Genomic DNA, 16,792 nt, shown 5'->3' with positions numbered 1-16,792 from the left:
GGCCTGTGGACAATCATCTTGACGCAATCAGGGTCGCGGCAAGGTTCCAACTGGCTGTGTAGCTACAGTCCGTTTTGTCATAGCGTGTTGCTATGCCTCTGAATTCCTTGATCTTCGCGAAGTAGTTTTCAACCAGATGCCGCCACTTGTAGGCTTCGACATCGTAGTCACGCTGTTGCTTTCGGTTTGATTTCGGTGGGATCACGGCGCTTGCGCCACGCTCATCCAACTCCTCTAGAAGCCAGTTCGCGTCGAATGCTTTATCCGCCATTAGCGCGCCGAAGGAGACATCCCGGATCAGCGGCGCAACGCCTTTCATGTCGTGCGCATGACCCGGCAGCAGCAGAAAGCGGACCAAGTTGCCAAGAGCATCGACGAGTGCAACGATTTTGGTCGTCAGGCCGCCGCGTGAGCGCCCGATGGCCTGAGCCTGAGTCCCCCTTTTGCGCCAGCTGCCTTCTGGTGAACCTGAACAATGGTGCCGTCGATGAGCGCATATTCGAGGTCGGGGTCACCGCTCATGGCTTTGAAAAGACCCTCGAATACTCCCGCCTTCGCCCAGCGGCGAAACCGCCGAAACTGACTGTTCCAATTCCCGAAAGCTGGCGGCAGGTCGCGCCATGGTGAGCCGGTCCGAACGCGCCAAAAAACTGATTCAAGAAACAGCCGATTGTCTCTTGCCGTGGCTCCCGCATCGCTGGCCTTTCCACGCAAATGCGGCTCAAGTCGCTGCCATACATCATCCGTCACCACAAAGCGCTGCTCGTTCATTCAAACCTCCGTTTGGAAAGTTTGAATCAGAAATCAAACCCGATGGGAATCCTGAATGTCCACAGGCCCTAGTTCTCGCGCCGAAAGCGCAGGACGACCTGACAGAGATTTTTATCTATCTCGCCCACGAGGACGTCGGCATTGCCACCAGGTTTGTGGCCGACCTCAACGCGAAGATCGAGTGGATTGCCAAAACCGGATTCACGGGTGTGCCCCGTGATTGGATACGTCCAGGACTGAGAGCCCTCCCCTACCGCGAACGCTGTATCTATTTCCGCATCGATGGTGATGCCGTCATAGTTTTGCGCGTCATTCATGGACGGCAGGATGTGGCAGCGCAGGAGTTTTAGTGGATGTGGTTATTGTGGAGCGAAGTTCGAGCCAGAGACGTAACCTTGGCCAAGGCATTAAAGTGTGATGGCTCCGAAAAAAGCCGAAAACTGAAGGTGAACCATGACGCGGGATGATGACTATATTCGCGAGCTGTTGTTAGAGATCGAGAAATCTACGGAGCCTTATCTTTCGGCTGCGGAGCATCTCAACATGTCAACCGATGAGCAGAAGCGGCATCAGCACGCCGAGCATCTATGTGATGCGGGTTTTTGAATCTGTAAATAAGGTGTCTACCGGATAACCAATCAGGTTCACGACTATCTCGCGGCCATCCGGTTGGATACGATTTGGAAGAAAACCAAAGGGGCCACAAGCCAACTCGGTGGTGGTGGTACGATTTTTATTATGAAAGATATGACCGCGGCTTCCCTAAAGCAGGAAGCCAAAGAGCGGCTAGGCTTGTATCTTGCTTAGCTTCGCAATTGATGACTTCGATGCTGCGAACACAGAATACATTATACTTCCGTCGGCAATAAGTGTCGGAATGGCCTGATATCTTGATGAGCCTGATGGTTCCCATAAACTCACAATGAATCAACGCGAGCCTCATGACCATGTCCGCCGTTATCGTCCGCGTGCCCGATGAAAACGCAGATCGGCTCGAACAACTCGCTGCAAAGCAGGATCGCTCCCGCGCCTACATGGCTGCCAAGGCGATCGAGGACTTTGTCGCCCGTGAAGAGCGGCAGCTTGCCGAAATCGAGGCGGGGGTTGGCGAGGGCGTCAACCAGGCGGCCATAGCTGTCCTGGCAGGATCAAGACCACGCGCGAACTGGTGCTGGCGGATGCGCCCTAAATCATCGCCTATCGCTTGACATACAGCCATGTCGAGTCCTGACCGTGATGCATTCCGCCCAGAAGTGGCCGGTGTCGTTTTAGGGACCGGAGCGCCGGTTGCCGCGAAATCGCCGGCTGAGCCTCCCCCGCCCCCAAACCTTGACTCAGCCCCCCTTTTCCTGTTTACCCCACGCAAATCTGCGACGAGCATGACTCCGAGCCGCCGACCGGGACCCCAAGTGGTGTAAAATCGATCCCGGAGGTCACCACCCGACAGCGCGATGCGCCCTCGGGTGTTGTTTGGCTTTGGGTAATGGTCGTCCCATATGGGCTGGAGACCGCTTCAGCAAAAACAGGACGACGTAATGTTTGAAAATCTCCAGGACCGGCTTGGCTCCATCCTCAACAATCTGACCGGGCGCGGCGCCCTGTCGGACAAGGATGTGTCGGAAGCCATGCGCGAGGTTCGCCGCGCGCTTCTGGAGGCCGACGTGGCGCTGGAAGTGGTCCGCGGCTTCACCGACCGGGTGCGCGAAAAGGCCGTCGGCGCCGAGATCGTCAAGTCGATCAAGCCGGGCCAGATGGTGGTCAAGCTTGTCCACGACGAGCTGGTGGCGCTTCTGGGCGAAGAAGGCGTTGCCATCGATCTCAATGCCGCCGCGCCCGTCGTCATCATGATGGTCGGCCTGCAGGGCTCGGGCAAGACCACGACCTCGGCCAAGATCGCGGCACGGCTGGAAAAGCGCGACCGCAAGAAAGTGCTGATGGCCTCGCTCGACACGCGGCGGCCGGCGGCGCAGGAACAGCTCAGGCAGTTGGGCGAGCAGACCGGGGTCGCCACATTGCCGATCATTGCCGGCCAGTCGCCCACCGACATCGCCGCGCGCGCGGTGCAGGCGGCCAAGCTCGGCGGCCACGACGTGGTCATTCTCGATACCGCCGGCCGCACCCATATCGACGAGCCGCTGATGGCCGAAATGGCCGAGATCAAGCGCCGCGCCAACCCGCATGAAATCCTGCTGGTGGCCGATGCGCTGACCGGCCAGGACGCGGTCAACCTGGCCCGCAATTTCGACGAGCGCGTCGGCATTTCCGGCCTGGTTCTGACCCGCATGGACGGCGATGGTCGCGGCGGTGCCGCGCTGTCGATGCGCGCCGTCACCGGCAAGCCGATCAAGCTGATCGGCACCGGCGAAAAGATGGATGCGCTCGAGGAATTCCATCCCCGCCGCGTCGCCGACCGCATCCTCGGCATGGGCGACATCGTCAGCCTGGTCGAAAAGGCGGCGGAGAATTTCGACGCCGAAAAGGCGCAGACCATGGCCGCCCGGATGAAATCCGGCAAGTTCGATCTCAATGATCTGGCCGACCAGCTCGGGCAGATGCAGAAGCTTGGCGGCATGGGCGGGATCATGGGCATGATGCCCGGCATGGGCAAGATGAAGGACCAGATGTCGGCCGCCGGCATGGATGACAAGACGTTTGCCCGCCAGCTCGCCATCATCGGCTCGATGACCAAGGCCGAGCGCGCCAATCCCGATATCTTGAAGCACAGCCGCAAAAAGCGTATCGCCGCCGGTTCGGGCACCGATGCCGCCGCCATCAACAAGCTTCTCAAGATGCACCGGCAGATGGGTGACATGATGAAAGCCATGGGCGGCAAGGGCAAGGGTGGCGGCATGATGCGCGCGGCCATGGGCGGCCTGGCCCAGAAAATGGGCCTGCCCGGCGGTATGGGTGGCATGGGCGGCATGCCGGATCTGTCGAAGATGGACCCGAAGCAGCTTGAGGCGCTCCAGAAGCAGGCCGAGGCCGCCGGTCTCGGCAAGGGTGGTTTGCCGGGCGGCCTTCCCGGTGGCATGCCGGGTGGATTGCCCGGTGGTCTTCCAGGCCTGGGCGGGCCGAAGCTTCCGGGACTGGGTGGCGGCCTTCCCGGCCTGCCGAAGAAGAAGTGAGGGCCGGGGCATGAGCACCAACACCGAGGCGATGGCCAAGCTGCTTGAATACCGCCGTTCGATCGACAATTTCGACGCGGCGCTGATTCACATCCTGGCCGAGCGCTTCCGGGTGACCAAGGCCGTCGGCGCGCTCAAGGCCTCGGCCGAGCTGCCGCCGTCCGACCCGAACCGCGAGGCAGAGCAGGTTGCCCGGCTGCGCGATCTGGCGAAATCCTCCGATCTCGATCCGGATTTCGCCGAAAAATTTCTCGAATTCGTCATTCGCGAAGTCATCCAGCACCACAAGCAGGCGGCCTCGAAATGATTTCACCGATCTGGCGCTGAACGGCGTCCGAAGACTTTCAACCCAACAGCCAACAAGACTGCTTACTCAAAGGAAAAGAAAATGGCACTGAAAATTCGTCTGGCCCGTGGCGGCTCCAAGAAGCGTCCTTACTACCACGTTGTCGTTGCCGATGTGCGCAGCCCGCGCGACGGCCGCTTCATCGAGCGCCTGGGCTACTGGAACCCGATGCTGGCCAAGGACGACGCGGCCCGCGTCAGCCTGAACCAGGAGCGCATCCAGCACTGGCTCGACAACGGCGCGCTGCCGACCGACCGCGTCGCCCGCTTCATGGCCGAAGCCGGCATGATGACCCGCGAAGCCCGCAACAACCCGAACAAGGCACAGCCTGGCAAGAAGGCGCAGGAGCGCGCTGCCGAGAAGAAGCAGAAGGAAGAGGATGCAGCAGCAGCTGCCGCCGAAGCCGCTGCCGCACCGGCAGAAGAAGCTCCGGTCGAAGAAGCAGCTGCGGAATAACCGGGACAGCGTCTCGCCCATCCTCTAGGCTGGGCGTTTTGCGCTATATTACGGGCGGCATCATGCCGCCCGTTTCGCGTTGCCCACCCTGGAGATGTCCATGAGCAAGCTCGAAAACCCCATCCTGATCGGCATCATCGGTGCTGCGCAGGGCATTCGCGGTGAGGTGCGGGTCAAGCCGTTCACCGAGGATCCGATGGCGATCGCCGAGTATGGTGCGCTCTACAGCGAAGATGGCCGCCGCTTCGAGATCCTTGATCACCGGCTTGCCAAGACCGTCGTTGTGGTCCGCTTCCGCGGCATCAACGACCGCAATGCTGCCGAAGCGCTCAAGGGCCTCAATCTCTATATCGACCGCTCCAGCCTTGATGACGAGGATCTGGAGGAGGGCGAGTATTTCCATGCCGATCTCGAAGGGCTGGAGGCCTGGGACGCCGAGGGGCAATTCTGGGGCGAAGTCTCCGGCGTGCTCGATTTCGGTGGCGGCGACCTTTTGGAATTGCGTGAGGACGGCAGGAAGCCGGTGGTGATCCCGTTCACGCTGGCTGCCGTACCCAAAGTCGATCTCGAGGCCGGCCGCATTCTTGTCGATCCCATCGCAGCCGGGCTGATCGACACCGGCGAAGATGACGAGCCCGGCGAAGGTTTTGATGGCAAGGGTGAAGGCCCGGGCGGAGCGCGGGACTGATGGGCTTTCGCGCCACCGTTCTCACACTCTATCCGGAGATGTTTCCCGGCCATCTGGGGGTGTCGTTGGCGGGCCGGGCGCTCGAGCGCGGTGACGCATCGCTCGAGCCGGTCAATATCCGTGATTATGCCACCGGCAAGCACCGCAATGTCGATGACACGCCGGCCGGCGGTGGCGCCGGCATGGTGCTCCGGTCCGATGTGCTGGCCCGGGCCATCGATGCGGTCAGCCCCGAGGGCGACACGCGGCCACGGCTGCTGATGAGCCCGCGCGGGCGTCCGCTGACCCAGGCCCGGGTTCGCGCGCTGGCGGATGGCCCCGGCGCGATGATCGTCTGCGGCCGCTTCGAGGGAGTTGACCAGCGGGTGATCGAGGCGCGCAATCTCGAGGAGGTCTCGATCGGCGATTATGTGCTCTCGGGCGGCGAGCCTGCGGCGCTGATCCTGCTCGATGCGGTGATCCGGGTGCTGCCGGGCGTCATGGGCAATGCCGAGTCCGGAAGCCATGAAAGCTTCGAGACCGGATTGCTCGAACACCCGCATTACACCCGGCCGCAACTGTTTGAAGACCGCGAGATCCCTGCCGTTCTGACCTCGGGCAATCACAAGGCCGTGGAGGAGTGGCGCGAGGCGGAATCGCTCAAGCTGACGCGCGCGCGGCGGCCTGATCTGCTGGCTCAGAGAAAAATCACTGATATCGGGTGACAAGCGGGCGCGTTTGGTGTATCTGCCCCGCGATCGGCAACGTCCGACAGCCGTGCAAACAACGGCGCCTGCCAAACAATGAATGGTGAATCCGCTCCTGCCTTCACCGGCACAGCACTGAGGATGATCCCGGACCGGGACATGCCAAAGAGGCGAGACGAGAGCGCTCTGACCGTTTGAGAAGAACGAAAGGTCGAGGACCATGAACATTATTGCCCAGCTGGAGGCCGAACAGGCCGCCAAGATCGAAGCTTCCCGCAAGTTTCCAGAATTTTCCGCCGGCGACACACTGCGCGTCCAGGTCCGCGTGACCGAAGGCAAGCGCACCCGTCTGCAGGCTTTTGAAGGCGTGTGCATCGCGCGCGCCGGCGCCGGCCTCAATGAGAGCTTCACCGTCCGCAAGATTTCCTACGGCGAAGGCGTGGAACGCGTGTTCCCGATGTACTCGCCGCTGGTTGAAGCCGTTGAAGTGGTCCGCCGCGGTAAGGTTCGCCGCGCCAAGCTCTACTACATGCGCGACCGTCGCGGTAAGTCGGCCCGTATCGTCGAGAACACCAACACCCGCGCCCGCAAGCTCAATGACGCCGAGCGTCAGGCTCTGGCCGAGGAGAAGGCACGCATCGAGGCCGAGAAGATCGCAGCCGCCGAGGCTCTGGCCGCGGAAAAGGCAGCAGCAGACGCCGCTGAAGCCGCCGCCGCAAAGGCCGCAGCGGATGAAGCAGCTGCCGCAGAAGCAGCAGCACCGGCTGAAGAAGCCAAGAGCGAATAGGCCGCACACATCGTTTCTGACAAGCCTTCGGGTCTGTCCCTCAAAGCGCCGGTTTCCCGGCGCTTTTTTGGTTTTTGGGGCCGGCGCCCGTGATAAGTGACCGATGCCTAAAATGCGACGGATCGGTTTAAATCTCTGGCAATGGGGAGCGTCCATAGCTGGAGGTTGATCCTGGCCTTGGCCCCGTGAACACCGGCTCATCGTGACTGGTGGATGGGGACCTGGGCCCTTTCGGAGTGAACCGCCGTGTCCCTTCCTGTTCTCGTCAACACCGGTAAGCATGCGGTTGTGCCGCAGATTGCGCTGCCGGTGCGGCCTGACAACGGGACCGCGAGCCAACGCACAAATGCGAAAAAGACCAGCGCCGAGCGAAGCCTTGAAGCCGAACTCAAGGCGATGGGCGACAAGGCGCCTGCGTCAAAGGCCAAGTCTTCCCCTTTCGAGGCCGGTGCTGACATGTGGGACCTCCTCGCCTCCGCCGCCCGCAACGAAGCCGGCCGCTGAGCGGTTGCTGACGTAGCTCACGAGTGAGGCGTGCTCTCTGCGCGCCAGTCCAGGGCGCATTCTCTCCTTGGTCATCCCGGGGCACATTCTCCCGGTCGTCAGTCCAGGGCGTATTCCCTCCTTCGTCATCCTCGGGCTTGACCCGAGGACCCAAAGCCAAACCTGCCTGACTCTCATCACCACAGTTCGTCATACAAATCCCGCCAATCCGGATTGACGCTTTCGATCAGCTCGATCTTCCATTTGCGATACCAGCGCTTGAGCGATTTCTCCCGCTGGATTGCGCCGGCAATATTGAAATGCTCCTCATACCAGACCAGTTGCCGGCAACCGTATTTCGAGGCAAATCCCGGCGTTCCCGCCTCCCGATGTTCATGGATCCGGCGCGCGAGATCGGACGTCACGCCGATGTAGAGCGTGCCGTGTTTGTGGTTGGTGACGATGTAAACATATCCCGTCATGCGGGAAATCTGCTTGGTTCTGGGTCCTCGGGTCAAGCCCGAGGATGACGACGGAGAGAACGAACCAAGGATGACGATGGAGAGAGTGACCGAGGATGACGACGGAGAAAGTGAGCCGGGGATGAAGAGGTGAGAGCTCTGGACAGCTCCGAACCCGAATTTCAAGCGCAAAGGTGTAACCTGTTCGGGACTATCTGTGCCGCATGCACGAATTGAAGTTGACGAGAAGGAAGTGAACGTCCGTAACAGGCTCTCCCGGTCGTCATCCCGGGGTGCATTCTCTCGGTCGCCGGCCCGGGGCACATTCTCCCGGCCGTCAGTCCAGGGCGTATTCCCTCCGTCGTCATTCCCGGGCCCATTCTCTCCTTCGTCATCCTCGGGCTTGACCCGAGGACCCAAAGCCAAACCTGCCTGACTCTCATCACCACAGTTCGCAAGTTCATGTTGTCTTCTGCTTTATTGCCCACCCACCGGCACGTCAGTTCAGGCCGGACATGGCGGAGGACAGGGTACGCTTGAGTCTCCTCCTCCCACAAAAAAATCCACAATTTCTTCCCCACCTTCCAAACCCATGGGATCATCGTCTCACTCCTGCTGCCGGATGGTTTCGCGGACGTTTCGGGCCAGGTGGGAGGGATGCCGTTCAGGCGGGCCGTAGCGTGCGGCCGGGCTGGGCGGAGGCGATTGCGCGGCGGTGCTCCGCTGGCAGCGCGATCGTCCCAAGCGGGATGCCAAGCCGGATTTCCGGGCGGCATCTTCGGGCGGGAGGATCGGGCCAAGCCAGCCACCGGTGAAGCGCCGGATCCCGAAAAGCCCCATTGGCGGGGCGGGGCCGGCGCTGAAACGGGCCTGTGGCGGTCTGTCTGCCCGAAAGGGCGGCATGTCCGTGCCGGACCCGCTGTTTGACGCCATGCCTGCGGGCCCGGCCGGGGCCTGCTGTTCCGGGCCAATCCGGGGCGGACGCACGGAAGGAGACCCCTTCTGTCCGGCATGGTCAGCCAGATGCCTGTCGGATGGCGCACCCCATCCGGCGAATTCCGGGCCGCGCGCGGGTTCGCGCCACCCTTTCTACCCTTTCCGTTCGGCACAGCCTGCGCGCGGCCCTCCGGACTGTCATTTCCCAAACTCCGGCGCTCAGCGCGCGGAGGGTTTCGGTGTGCCTGTTCAAATCAACCCACTGTTTTCATCCTCGGGTCAAGCCCGAGGATGACGACGGAGAGAGTGTCCATGCCATGACGATAGAGAAATGCCGTTATGTCTGTTGCTTGATCGCCTCTGCCCTTGCAGCCCGCCGTGCGGCATTGCAAAGTGCCAGTCTCGCGCCGCGCCATTGCCAATGGCTGCCGCGCCGGCAATTCGATCCCGAGACCTCATAGGGGAAAAACCATGTTCTATTTCAAATCCGCAATGATGGCGGCCGCCACCATGTTTGGCCTTTCCGCAGCCCTGCTCCCGGCTGCCGCCCAGGCATCCGACCTGCCCGATCTCGGCGGCGAGACTGTCGTGGTCGTGACCGAGAACGCCTATCCGCCGCTGCAGTTCATCGATCCCAAGACCGGCGATCAGATCGGCTGGGAGTATGACGCGATGAACGAGATCGCCAAGCGGCTCAATTTCACCGTCGAGTACCAGAACACATCCTGGGACGCGATGATCCAGGCGGTGTCGGACGGTCAGTACCAGATCGGCATGACCGGGATCACCATCAAGGAAGAGCGCAAGGAGAAGGTGGACTTTTCCGATCCCTATATGCGCTCTGAAATGTTCATGCTGGTGCGCGGCGACGAGGACCGGTTCACCGATGCGGCAAGCTTCGCGGAGTTTGAAGACGGGCTTGTCGGCGCCCAGGCCGGCACCACGCCGTTCTATGTGGCCGTCTATGACATGCTGGACGGCGACGAGCAGAACCCGCGCATCAAGCTGATGGAAACCTTCGGCGCGACGGTGCAGGCGCTCAAAACGGGCGATGTCGATCTGGTGCTCACCGATGGCACCGCCGGCAAGGGCTATGTCGAAGCCTCCGATGGCGGGCTCAAGCTGATCGGCGAAGCCATGGGCACAGAGGATTTCGGCTTCATCTTCCCCAAGGGCTCGGAGCTGGTGGCGCCGATCAATGCGGCAATCGCCGACATGAAGGCCGACGGCACCATCGACGCGCTCAACACGAAGTGGTTCCTCGATTACAAGCTCGGCGGCTGATCGGGCGGTGTTCGTGGTTTTTGACGGCTACAGGCCGGGTGCGCTTTCGGGCGTTCTCGGCCTGCATATGGGCTATTATGCGCGGGAATGGGGTTTTGGCCTGGCGTTCGAAACCAAGGTGGCGGCGGAACTCGCGGAGTTCCTCGCTCGCATGGATCCGGAGCGCGACCTTTTCCTGACCGCCTGGCGAGGCGGGGCGCTCGCCGGGTCGGTCAGCATGGATGTGACGGGTGGCGGGCCGGATGGCGCGCATCTGAGATGGTTCGTGGTCTCGGATACCGCGCGCGGCAGCGGGCTCGGCAAACAGCTGATGCGCCGCGCGATCGATCATGCGGACCGCGTGGCGGCAGGACCGGTCTGGCTGACCACCTTCGCCGGGCTTGAGGCGGCGCGGGTGCTGTATGAGCGGCATGGCTTCGTGCTCAGCGCGCAGAGCGAGGACGACCAATGGCAAGGCGGGGTGCGGGAGCAATTGTTCACGCGGCCGGCGCCAATTGGTGGACAAACGGAAAGCCCCCAGGCGTGACCATGGCCCCAAAGCAGGACGGCAAGGATGATTTTCCCTGGTGGCTGCTGGCCGCCGGCGCCATCGCGCTGTTCCTGGCGGTCCAGATCGCGATCAACGATCTCTACAGCCAGATCTTCACCATCGTCTCCAAGGGCGTCTGGATCACCATCTTCGTCACCCTCGTGGGATTTGCGTTGGCGACCCTGTTCGGCCTGCTTCTGGCGGTGATGGGGCTTTCCGGTTCGCTGCTGGCGCGGCAGGTGGCGCGGTTCTATGTCGAAATCATCCGCGGCATCCCGATCCTGGTGCTGTTGTTCTACATCGCCTTTGTCGGCGCGCCGGGCTTCGTGATCGCCTGGAATTTCCTGATGACGCCGCTGATCGAGGCGGGGCTGATCGGCGAGTTGCTGGTGCGCGACGTGTCGCTGCTCTGGCGGGCGATCATTGCGCTGACCATCGGCTATTCGGCCTTCATCTCGGAAGTGTTCCGCGCTGGCATCCTGGCGGTCGACGAGGGCCAGATCGAAGCGGCCAAGGCGCTGGGGCTGACCCGGCTGCAGCGTTTCCGCTTCATCGTGCTGCCGCAGGCGATCCGCACCATCCTGCCACCGCTCGGCAATGACTTTATCGCCATGATCAAGGATTCCTCGTTGGTGTCGGTGCTGGGCGTTGCCGACCTCACCCAGATGGGCAAGGTCTACGCCTCGGGCTCGTTCCGCTTCTTCGAAACCTATTCGATCGTCGCCTATGTCTATCTGCTGCTCACGGTCGGTTTGTCGCTGGGGCTCAGGGCGCTGGAGAAACGCCTGCGGCGTGCAGATGAGGAACGTTCGGGCGGGCGCGACTAGACATCGCATATCCCGGTCGATGTTGCTGTCAGCCGGCCGCCCAGAAAACCACTTAAATCTGAGTGTTATTTCTGCAGAGCTTGGAAAAATATCGGATTTCAGAAAGCCAACACCGGCGGTTTAGCGTTTTGTTAGGGGAGCACGAGCAGGTTGTACCCAGCTCACATTACGGATCTCCGCGTGCCTTTGAAACTCACAGCCCGAAACTTCACAGCCTGGTTTTTCGCCTTCGCCGCCCTGCTTGCGCTGGGCAAGGTGTTCTTTGCTCAGGCGCTGTGGTTCGTCGTTCCGCTGCTCGCGGGCCGGGGCTGTGTCAGTGGCGGCATCTGCGGGGAGGTGGCGCAGGTGCTTGGCCTGTGGCTTCAGCCGTCGCTGCTTCTTGCCGCGGCCTGGGTCGGGGCGGTTGCCTTCTACCGCCGTGGTCTGGCGGTCGGGTCGCGGTTCTGGGTGCTGTTTCCGCTGGCGCTGCTGCTGCCCGATCTGCCTTCGTTCTTCATGTATGGCAGTTTCTGGGGCATCGATCTGTCGGCCGCGTTTCTGTTTTTTCCGCGCGCGGGCCTCGTCGAACTCCTGCCGCTCTTGGCGTTCGGGGCGCTGTTGTGTTTCCATGTCGAATACATGCCCGGCTTTGCCGGTTCGATCCTCCGGACACGGCTTTATGGCAGCATCCCGATCGGGCTGATCTATGTCGGCAGTTGTCTCTGGATTGGTTCGGATCTGGCTTTGTCCCTGTCACCGGCCTTGGGCATTCCCGTGTTTTCGGCCCAGAGCATTCATGATGCCCTGCATTTCCCGATATCGGTCTTTGACGGCGAGGTGTTCGCGGGGTTGCCGCCAAATGGCGACCGGCCGGATCTCCTGGTTCCGCTTGGCAGCCTGATCAATCTGATCAGCTTCGCCATTCTTGTGTTCGCGCTTGTGCTTGATGGCTCGGGCCGTCTGCGCCGTCCTGAGGCGAGCACCCTTGGCATGCTGAACAACTGACCCCACATAGGGTCCGTACACACAGACTGTCAGAAGGATACCCCGATGAAACGCATTGTGCTCATTGCCCTTGCAGGAGCGCTGGTTCTGCCGACGCTGGCCTGGGCCGATTCGAGCCGCTCCGGCCGCAGGCTTGATGCGATCCAGTCCGGGCGGCTCTATGATCCGATCCTGACGCCGCAGCTCAATCCCGGTTTCGAGTTCAATGATCCCAACGCCGAGGCCCGTTTCCTGCATGAACTGCGCCGGGGCCGGGTCAATGTTGACCGGATTCCCGAACAGCAGCTGCAGTATTTCCAGATGCAGCTCAACCGCGACCGCTAGATTCTACGGGTGTTGTGGCGCTAATGTTGCGCTCATCAAACGGGGAATCGCCGATGGCTGGCCGCAGCAATGAAGAGCTTGAACAAGTCTACAATGCCGGTACGCCCGATGAGCTGAATGCGGCCTATGCGAATTGGGCCGCCGGCTATGACCGCGACACGCTGGCGGCGGGCTACTGCCTTCCCTTCCAGGCGCTGGCCTGGGTTTCCCGCCATGTCCGTCCGGATGCAGGACCTGTTCTGGATGCGGGCTGCGGCACCGGCTTGTCCGGTCCCTATCTCAATGCGCTGGGATATCTAGAGATCGAGGGGCTCGACTTTTCCGAGGAGATGTTGCGGCTTGCAGGCTCGCGTGGCGCTTACGCCGCACTCAAGCGCGCCACTCTCAGAGAGGAGCTGCCCTGGGCCGACAATCATTTTGCGGCATTCCTGTCCACCGGGGTGTTCACCGAAGGCCATGCGCCCGCCTCGAGCCTTGGGGAATTGTGCCGCATCACCCGGCCGGGCGGACATGCGATCTTCACGGTGCGTGACAAGATCTTCGAAACCGGCGGCTTTGCGGCGGTGATTGCCGATTTGAGTGCCCGCGGCATCTGGCGCCAGCTTGAGCGAAGCCAGCCGTTCCGCGCCTTCGCGCTTGACGAAGCCGATGTTCTGGTCACGGCCTTCGTCTTCGAGGTGCTGGCCTGAACGGACCCGACACCGTTGCTTCAGGCGTCTGGATTGTCAGGCATTGCCGGTTCCGTGCGTAGCCTGTCGGCGGCAACAGCGGCGGTGATCCATTCGCGGAACGCCTTGATCTTCGGTGTGTTGCGGCGGCTGTGTGGATAGACCAGCCAGACCCCGACATCGTCTCCGCTGGGTGTGTGGAACGGCGCAACCAGCCGTCCGGAGGCAAGTTCATCCGGGTAGTAGATATGATTGAGCATCGCGACCCCCTGGCCGGCAAGCGCCGCGTTGCCGCTCAGATCCTGTTCGATGTAATTGTGCTGCTTGTGCGATGTCAGGTCCGGAATGGCCTCACCCATGGCCGCGAACCAGTGTTGCCAGGCTTCTTGCTGGGCGCCGATGATCGGCAGCTTCAACAGGTCTGAGGGCTGGTTGACGCCGCCGATGCTTGCGGCCAGCGCCGGGCTGAGCATCGGGGCATAGGTGAAGCGGCCCAGAAGCTGACACTCGAGATCGGGCCAGGGACCAACCCCCCAGCGGATCGCGACATCCGCCGGGTCGCGGTTGAAATCGGTGATCTTGCTGACCCTGAGCAGCCGCACCGCAATGCCTGGGTGTTCGAGCTGGAAAGCGCCGAGATTGCGCGCCAGCCAGTGCGAGGCGAAGGTCGGCGAGGAATGAATCTCCAGCGTCTCGCTGGCCGTCTGCTGCGCCAGCGCCATGGCTTCGCCAAGAAAATCGAAAGCCTTGACGACAGACGGCAGCATGCGCTCGGCAGTCTCTGTGTTGACGATCTGCCGGGGCTGGCGTAGGAACAATTGGTCGCCAATGTGCCCTTCCAGCAGCTTGATCTGATAGCTGACTGCGGTTTGCGTCATTCCCAATTCATCCGCCGCACGCGAAAAACTGCCATGCCGGGCGACTGCCTCGAACACGCGCAGGGCATTGAGCGGAACCTTCCTCGACAGTTTCATGCATAAGCTCTCTTTATGGGCTTAGATCGTATTTCCATTGGAAATCCGAGCTTTTAGGTGGCACCCTAGCTTCAACACATATCAAAAGGAAAGAGCGATGAGCGATCACAATCGCGCCTCGCAAGGCCGGCTTGCACGGTTTTGCGAAACGGGAAAGCTGTGCCTGTTTCTCAAAAGGCTGTTCGGCGCCCGCACCGTCATCAGGGCTGACGGGCTTGATGAGCGGCTCAAGCGCGACATCGGGATTGCCGGGGGCATTCATGATGGCGGGCTGGACGGTTCGGCCCGGCCAGATCCGCGTGGCGATCACTACCGCCGCCTGCTCCGGCGCGGCTATCCGCTTGGGTGATTCATGTCTCCTTTGAACGCATAACAGCGGCCTTTGCCGATCCAATCGGATGTGCCGCGCTTGCAAAGGCGGGAGTGTCACAGACGCGCGGGCCAGTGTCTGCAGGCATCAAATGCCGATGCCTGAGGCCAACACGCCGGTGTCACACCAACGTGTTTTGAGCTTGATCGCGGGAATACCCAGTTTGATCATGCGGAAGCAATCGCTTGCCGCAGAACGAAAACCATCATTGGTGGCCTTGCACAGGCCGGAAAGGATTCTGACATGATCAAGGCACTTGTATTCGCGCTGGCCGTGATGGCCGCAATTCCTGCGCAGGCAAGCGGACGCTGGGACGCCATTTCCTCGGGCCGAATCTACGACCGGCTGCTAACGCCGCAGCTCAATCCGAGTTTCTCTTTCGTCGATGACCGGGCCGCGCGTCTCTACCAGAAGGATCTGGCGGAAGGTCGGGTCAAGCCCCCTCAAAAGGGCCAGAGATACCATTTGTTCGACTTCCAGCGGCGTTGATTGGCCCATTCCGGATGGCATCGATCCTTGACGCCGCATATGGTTCAAGTGCATATCGCGGCCTGAGTATCGATGACCATTCGGAGACTGGATGATGACCGCACCGCGCACGCTCTATGACAAGATCTGGGACGACCACGTTGTCAGCCAGCAGGATGACGGCACCTGCCTGCTCTATATCGACCGCCATCTGGTTCACGAGGTCACCAGCCCGCAGGCCTTTGAAGGCCTTCGCACCACGCACCGCAAGGTGCGCGCGCCGGAAAAGACGCTCGCCGTGGTCGACCACAATGTGCCGACCTCGCCGGACCGGGCGCAGGGCATCAAGAACGAGGAAAGCCGCATCCAGGTCGAGGCGCTGGCCACCAATTCGGCCGAGTTCGGCGTCGAGTATCTCAACGAGAACGACAAGCGCCAGGGCATCGTTCACATCGTCGGCCCCGAGCAGGGCTTTACCCTGCCCGGCACCACTATTGTCTGCGGCGACAGCCACACCTCGACGCATGGCGCGTTCGGCGCGCTGGCGCACGGCATCGGCACATCGGAGGTCGAGCATGTGCTCGCCACCCAGACGCTGATCCAGAAAAAAGCCAAGAACATGCTGGTCGAGGTCAATGGCGAACTGCCTGAGGGCGTCACCGCCAAGGACATCATCCTGGCGATCATCGGCGAGATCGGCACCGCCGGCGGCACCGGCCATGTCATCGAATTCGCCGGCGAAGCGATTCGCGCGCTGTCGATGGAAGGCCGCATGACGGTCTGCAACATGACCATCGAGGGCGGCGCCCGCGCCGGCCTGATTGCACCCGACGAGAAGACCTATGCCTATTTCAAGGACCGGCCGCGCGCCCCCAAGGGCAAGGCCTGGGACATGGCGGTCGAGTACTGGAAGACGCTGCCGTCGGATGAGGGCGCGCATTACGACAAGATCGTCCGGCTTGACGCCGCCTCGCTGCCGCCGATCGTCTCCTGGGGCTCGTCGCCCGAGGACGTGATTTCGGTGACCGGTGCGGTGCCGAACCCTGACGACATTGCGGATGAGGCCAAGCGCACCTCGAAATGGCGGGCGCTCGACTATATGGGCCTCAAGCCCGGCACCCCGATCACTGACATCACCATCGACCGGGTGTTCATCGGCTCCTGCACAAATGGCCGGATCGAGGATCTGCGCGCAGCCGCCAAGGTGGTCGAGGGCAAGACCGTCAGCCCGACGGTTGACGCGATGATCGTTCCGGGCTCCGGCCTGGTTAAGGAACAGGCGGAAGCCGAGGGCCTCGATAAGATCTTCAAGGCAGCCGGCTTTGACTGGCGCGAGCCGGGCTGCTCGATGTGCCTGGCGATGAATGACGACCGGCTCAAGCCCGGCGAACGCTGCGCCTCGACATCCAACCGCAACTTCGAAGGCCGCCAGGGCTTCAAGGGCCGCACCCACCTGGTCTCGCCGGCCATGGCGGCGGCGGCTGCGATTGCCGGGCATTTCGTCGATATCCGCACGTGGGAATAGGGGTTAGCCGGGTAAGTGCCTGACCGGCGCTCAGTGACCCCCACCCGGATCAGCTGCGCCCTCCACTTCGCTCCGGCCTTGCTTCTCCGACCTCCCCTCA

21 protein-coding genes and 1 pseudogene are annotated in these 16,792 nt (G+C 61.9%); 19 read left to right on the top strand and 3 right to left on the bottom strand.

The genetic code is table 11. The annotated features are described in order from the left end of the window. Positions 1-13: 13 nt before the first annotated feature. Positions 14-714: pseudogene (locus HPDFL43_RS21820) on the bottom strand (IS5 family transposase). Between HPDFL43_RS21820 and HPDFL43_RS22320 the strand changes: the two are divergent. From HPDFL43_RS22320 to HPDFL43_RS20485, 10 genes are all read left to right on the top strand, one after another. Next, complete coding sequence (locus HPDFL43_RS22320) at positions 621-1,121, top strand: type II toxin-antitoxin system RelE/ParE family toxin (protein WP_007199348.1); 501 nt, start codon at positions 621-623, stop codon at positions 1,119-1,121. The pseudogene HPDFL43_RS21820 and the gene HPDFL43_RS22320 sit on opposite strands and share 94 nt — an antisense overlap. 103 nt (positions 1,122-1,224) lie before the next feature. Beyond that, positions 1,225-1,377, top strand: a complete 153-nt coding sequence (locus HPDFL43_RS22080; protein WP_156970354.1) for a hypothetical protein — start codon at positions 1,225-1,227, stop codon at positions 1,375-1,377. Between the two features lie 341 nt (positions 1,378-1,718). Next, positions 1,719-1,979 (top strand): CopG family ribbon-helix-helix protein, encoded by a 261-nt coding sequence (locus HPDFL43_RS20520; protein ID WP_084594807.1) that lies wholly within the window; start codon positions 1,719-1,721, stop codon positions 1,977-1,979. 327 nt (positions 1,980-2,306) lie between these two features. Next, positions 2,307-3,896 carry a signal recognition particle protein gene (gene ffh, locus HPDFL43_RS20515; RefSeq protein WP_040449412.1) on the top strand — a complete coding sequence of 530 codons (1,590 nt, stop codon included), beginning with the start codon at positions 2,307-2,309 and terminating at the stop codon, positions 3,894-3,896. Between the two features lie 10 nt (positions 3,897-3,906). Further along, positions 3,907-4,203 (top strand): chorismate mutase, encoded by a 297-nt coding sequence (locus tag HPDFL43_RS20510; protein WP_007199345.1) that lies wholly within the window; start codon positions 3,907-3,909, stop codon positions 4,201-4,203. An 81-nt stretch (positions 4,204-4,284) separates the two neighbouring features. Beyond that, the gene (gene rpsP / locus HPDFL43_RS20505; RefSeq protein WP_007199344.1) at positions 4,285-4,698 is read left to right on the top strand and encodes a 30S ribosomal protein S16; all 414 of its coding nucleotides are present in this window, start codon (positions 4,285-4,287) and stop codon (positions 4,696-4,698) included. 100 nt (positions 4,699-4,798) lie between these two features. Continuing rightward, a complete protein-coding gene (gene rimM, locus HPDFL43_RS20500) occupies positions 4,799-5,386 on the top strand; it encodes a ribosome maturation factor RimM (protein ID WP_040450641.1) in 588 nt (195 codons plus the stop codon). Next, positions 5,386-6,090, top strand: coding sequence for a tRNA (guanosine(37)-N1)-methyltransferase TrmD (gene trmD, locus HPDFL43_RS20495; protein WP_007199342.1), 705 nt, complete (start codon positions 5,386-5,388; stop codon positions 6,088-6,090). The genes rimM and trmD overlap by 1 nt, the downstream gene beginning before the upstream one ends. Before the next feature lie 202 nt (positions 6,091-6,292). After that, positions 6,293-6,859, top strand: a complete 567-nt coding sequence (rplS, locus tag HPDFL43_RS20490; protein WP_007199341.1) for a 50S ribosomal protein L19 — start codon at positions 6,293-6,295, stop codon at positions 6,857-6,859. Between the two features lie 246 nt (positions 6,860-7,105). Next, positions 7,106-7,363 (top strand): hypothetical protein, encoded by a 258-nt coding sequence (locus HPDFL43_RS20485; protein WP_007199340.1) that lies wholly within the window; start codon positions 7,106-7,108, stop codon positions 7,361-7,363. A 176-nt stretch (positions 7,364-7,539) separates the two neighbouring features. On the opposite strand, the gene HPDFL43_RS20480 is transcribed toward HPDFL43_RS20485, so the two are convergent. Next, on the bottom strand, positions 7,540-7,824 hold the full coding sequence (locus HPDFL43_RS20480; RefSeq protein WP_007199339.1) for a GIY-YIG nuclease family protein: 285 nt from the start codon (positions 7,822-7,824) through the stop codon (positions 7,540-7,542). 1,407 nt (positions 7,825-9,231) lie between these two features. Here HPDFL43_RS20480 and HPDFL43_RS20470 point away from each other — a divergent pair. The 6 genes from HPDFL43_RS20470 to HPDFL43_RS20445 all read left to right on the top strand — a co-directional run bounded on the left by HPDFL43_RS20470 (position 9,232) and on the right by HPDFL43_RS20445 (position 13,376). Further along, the gene (locus HPDFL43_RS20470; RefSeq protein ID WP_425348864.1) at positions 9,232-10,023 is read left to right on the top strand and encodes a transporter substrate-binding domain-containing protein; all 792 of its coding nucleotides are present in this window, start codon (positions 9,232-9,234) and stop codon (positions 10,021-10,023) included. A gap of 13 nt (positions 10,024-10,036) precedes the next feature. Then, positions 10,037-10,549: a GNAT family N-acetyltransferase gene (locus HPDFL43_RS20465; protein WP_245271079.1), complete on the top strand. Its 513-nt coding sequence runs from the start codon at positions 10,037-10,039 to the stop codon at positions 10,547-10,549. A gap of 2 nt (positions 10,550-10,551) precedes the next feature. After that, positions 10,552-11,379: an amino acid ABC transporter permease gene (locus HPDFL43_RS20460; protein WP_040449409.1), complete on the top strand. Its 828-nt coding sequence runs from the start codon at positions 10,552-10,554 to the stop codon at positions 11,377-11,379. 180 nt (positions 11,380-11,559) lie between these two features. Continuing rightward, complete coding sequence (locus HPDFL43_RS20455; protein WP_156970353.1) at positions 11,560-12,363, top strand: hypothetical protein; 804 nt, start codon at positions 11,560-11,562, stop codon at positions 12,361-12,363. Between the two features lie 45 nt (positions 12,364-12,408). Further along, positions 12,409-12,687, top strand: a complete 279-nt coding sequence (locus HPDFL43_RS20450) for a hypothetical protein (protein ID WP_007199333.1) — start codon at positions 12,409-12,411, stop codon at positions 12,685-12,687. Positions 12,688-12,740: 53 nt separating this feature from the next. Then, positions 12,741-13,376, top strand: coding sequence for a class I SAM-dependent DNA methyltransferase (locus HPDFL43_RS20445; protein WP_007199332.1), 636 nt, complete (start codon positions 12,741-12,743; stop codon positions 13,374-13,376). Between the two features lie 20 nt (positions 13,377-13,396). Here HPDFL43_RS20445 and HPDFL43_RS20440 read toward each other — a convergent pair whose 3' ends face one another. Continuing rightward, positions 13,397-14,329 (bottom strand): LysR substrate-binding domain-containing protein, encoded by a 933-nt coding sequence (locus HPDFL43_RS20440; RefSeq protein ID WP_007199331.1) that lies wholly within the window; start codon positions 14,327-14,329, stop codon positions 13,397-13,399. Positions 14,330-14,426: 97 nt separating this feature from the next. On the opposite strand from HPDFL43_RS20440, the gene HPDFL43_RS20435 reads away from it, so the two are divergent. The 3 genes from HPDFL43_RS20435 (at position 14,427) to leuC (ending at position 16,692) form a co-directional block, all read left to right on the top strand. Continuing rightward, on the top strand, positions 14,427-14,678 hold the full coding sequence (locus HPDFL43_RS20435) for a hypothetical protein (RefSeq protein ID WP_007199330.1): 252 nt from the start codon (positions 14,427-14,429) through the stop codon (positions 14,676-14,678). A gap of 264 nt (positions 14,679-14,942) precedes the next feature. After that, positions 14,943-15,188, top strand: a complete 246-nt coding sequence (locus tag HPDFL43_RS20430; RefSeq protein ID WP_007199328.1) for a hypothetical protein — start codon at positions 14,943-14,945, stop codon at positions 15,186-15,188. Positions 15,189-15,282: 94 nt separating this feature from the next. Next, complete coding sequence (gene leuC, locus HPDFL43_RS20425; RefSeq protein ID WP_007199327.1) at positions 15,283-16,692, top strand: 3-isopropylmalate dehydratase large subunit; 1,410 nt, start codon at positions 15,283-15,285, stop codon at positions 16,690-16,692. Positions 16,693-16,792: the final 100 nt, after the last annotated feature.

The sequence above is a fragment of the Hoeflea phototrophica DFL-43 genome, assembly GCF_000154705.2.
GTDB lineage: Bacteria > Pseudomonadota > Alphaproteobacteria > Rhizobiales > Rhizobiaceae > Hoeflea > Hoeflea phototrophica.
Note: the sequence above shows the minus strand (reverse complement) of the source record. Positions and strands in the feature narration are given on the sequence as shown.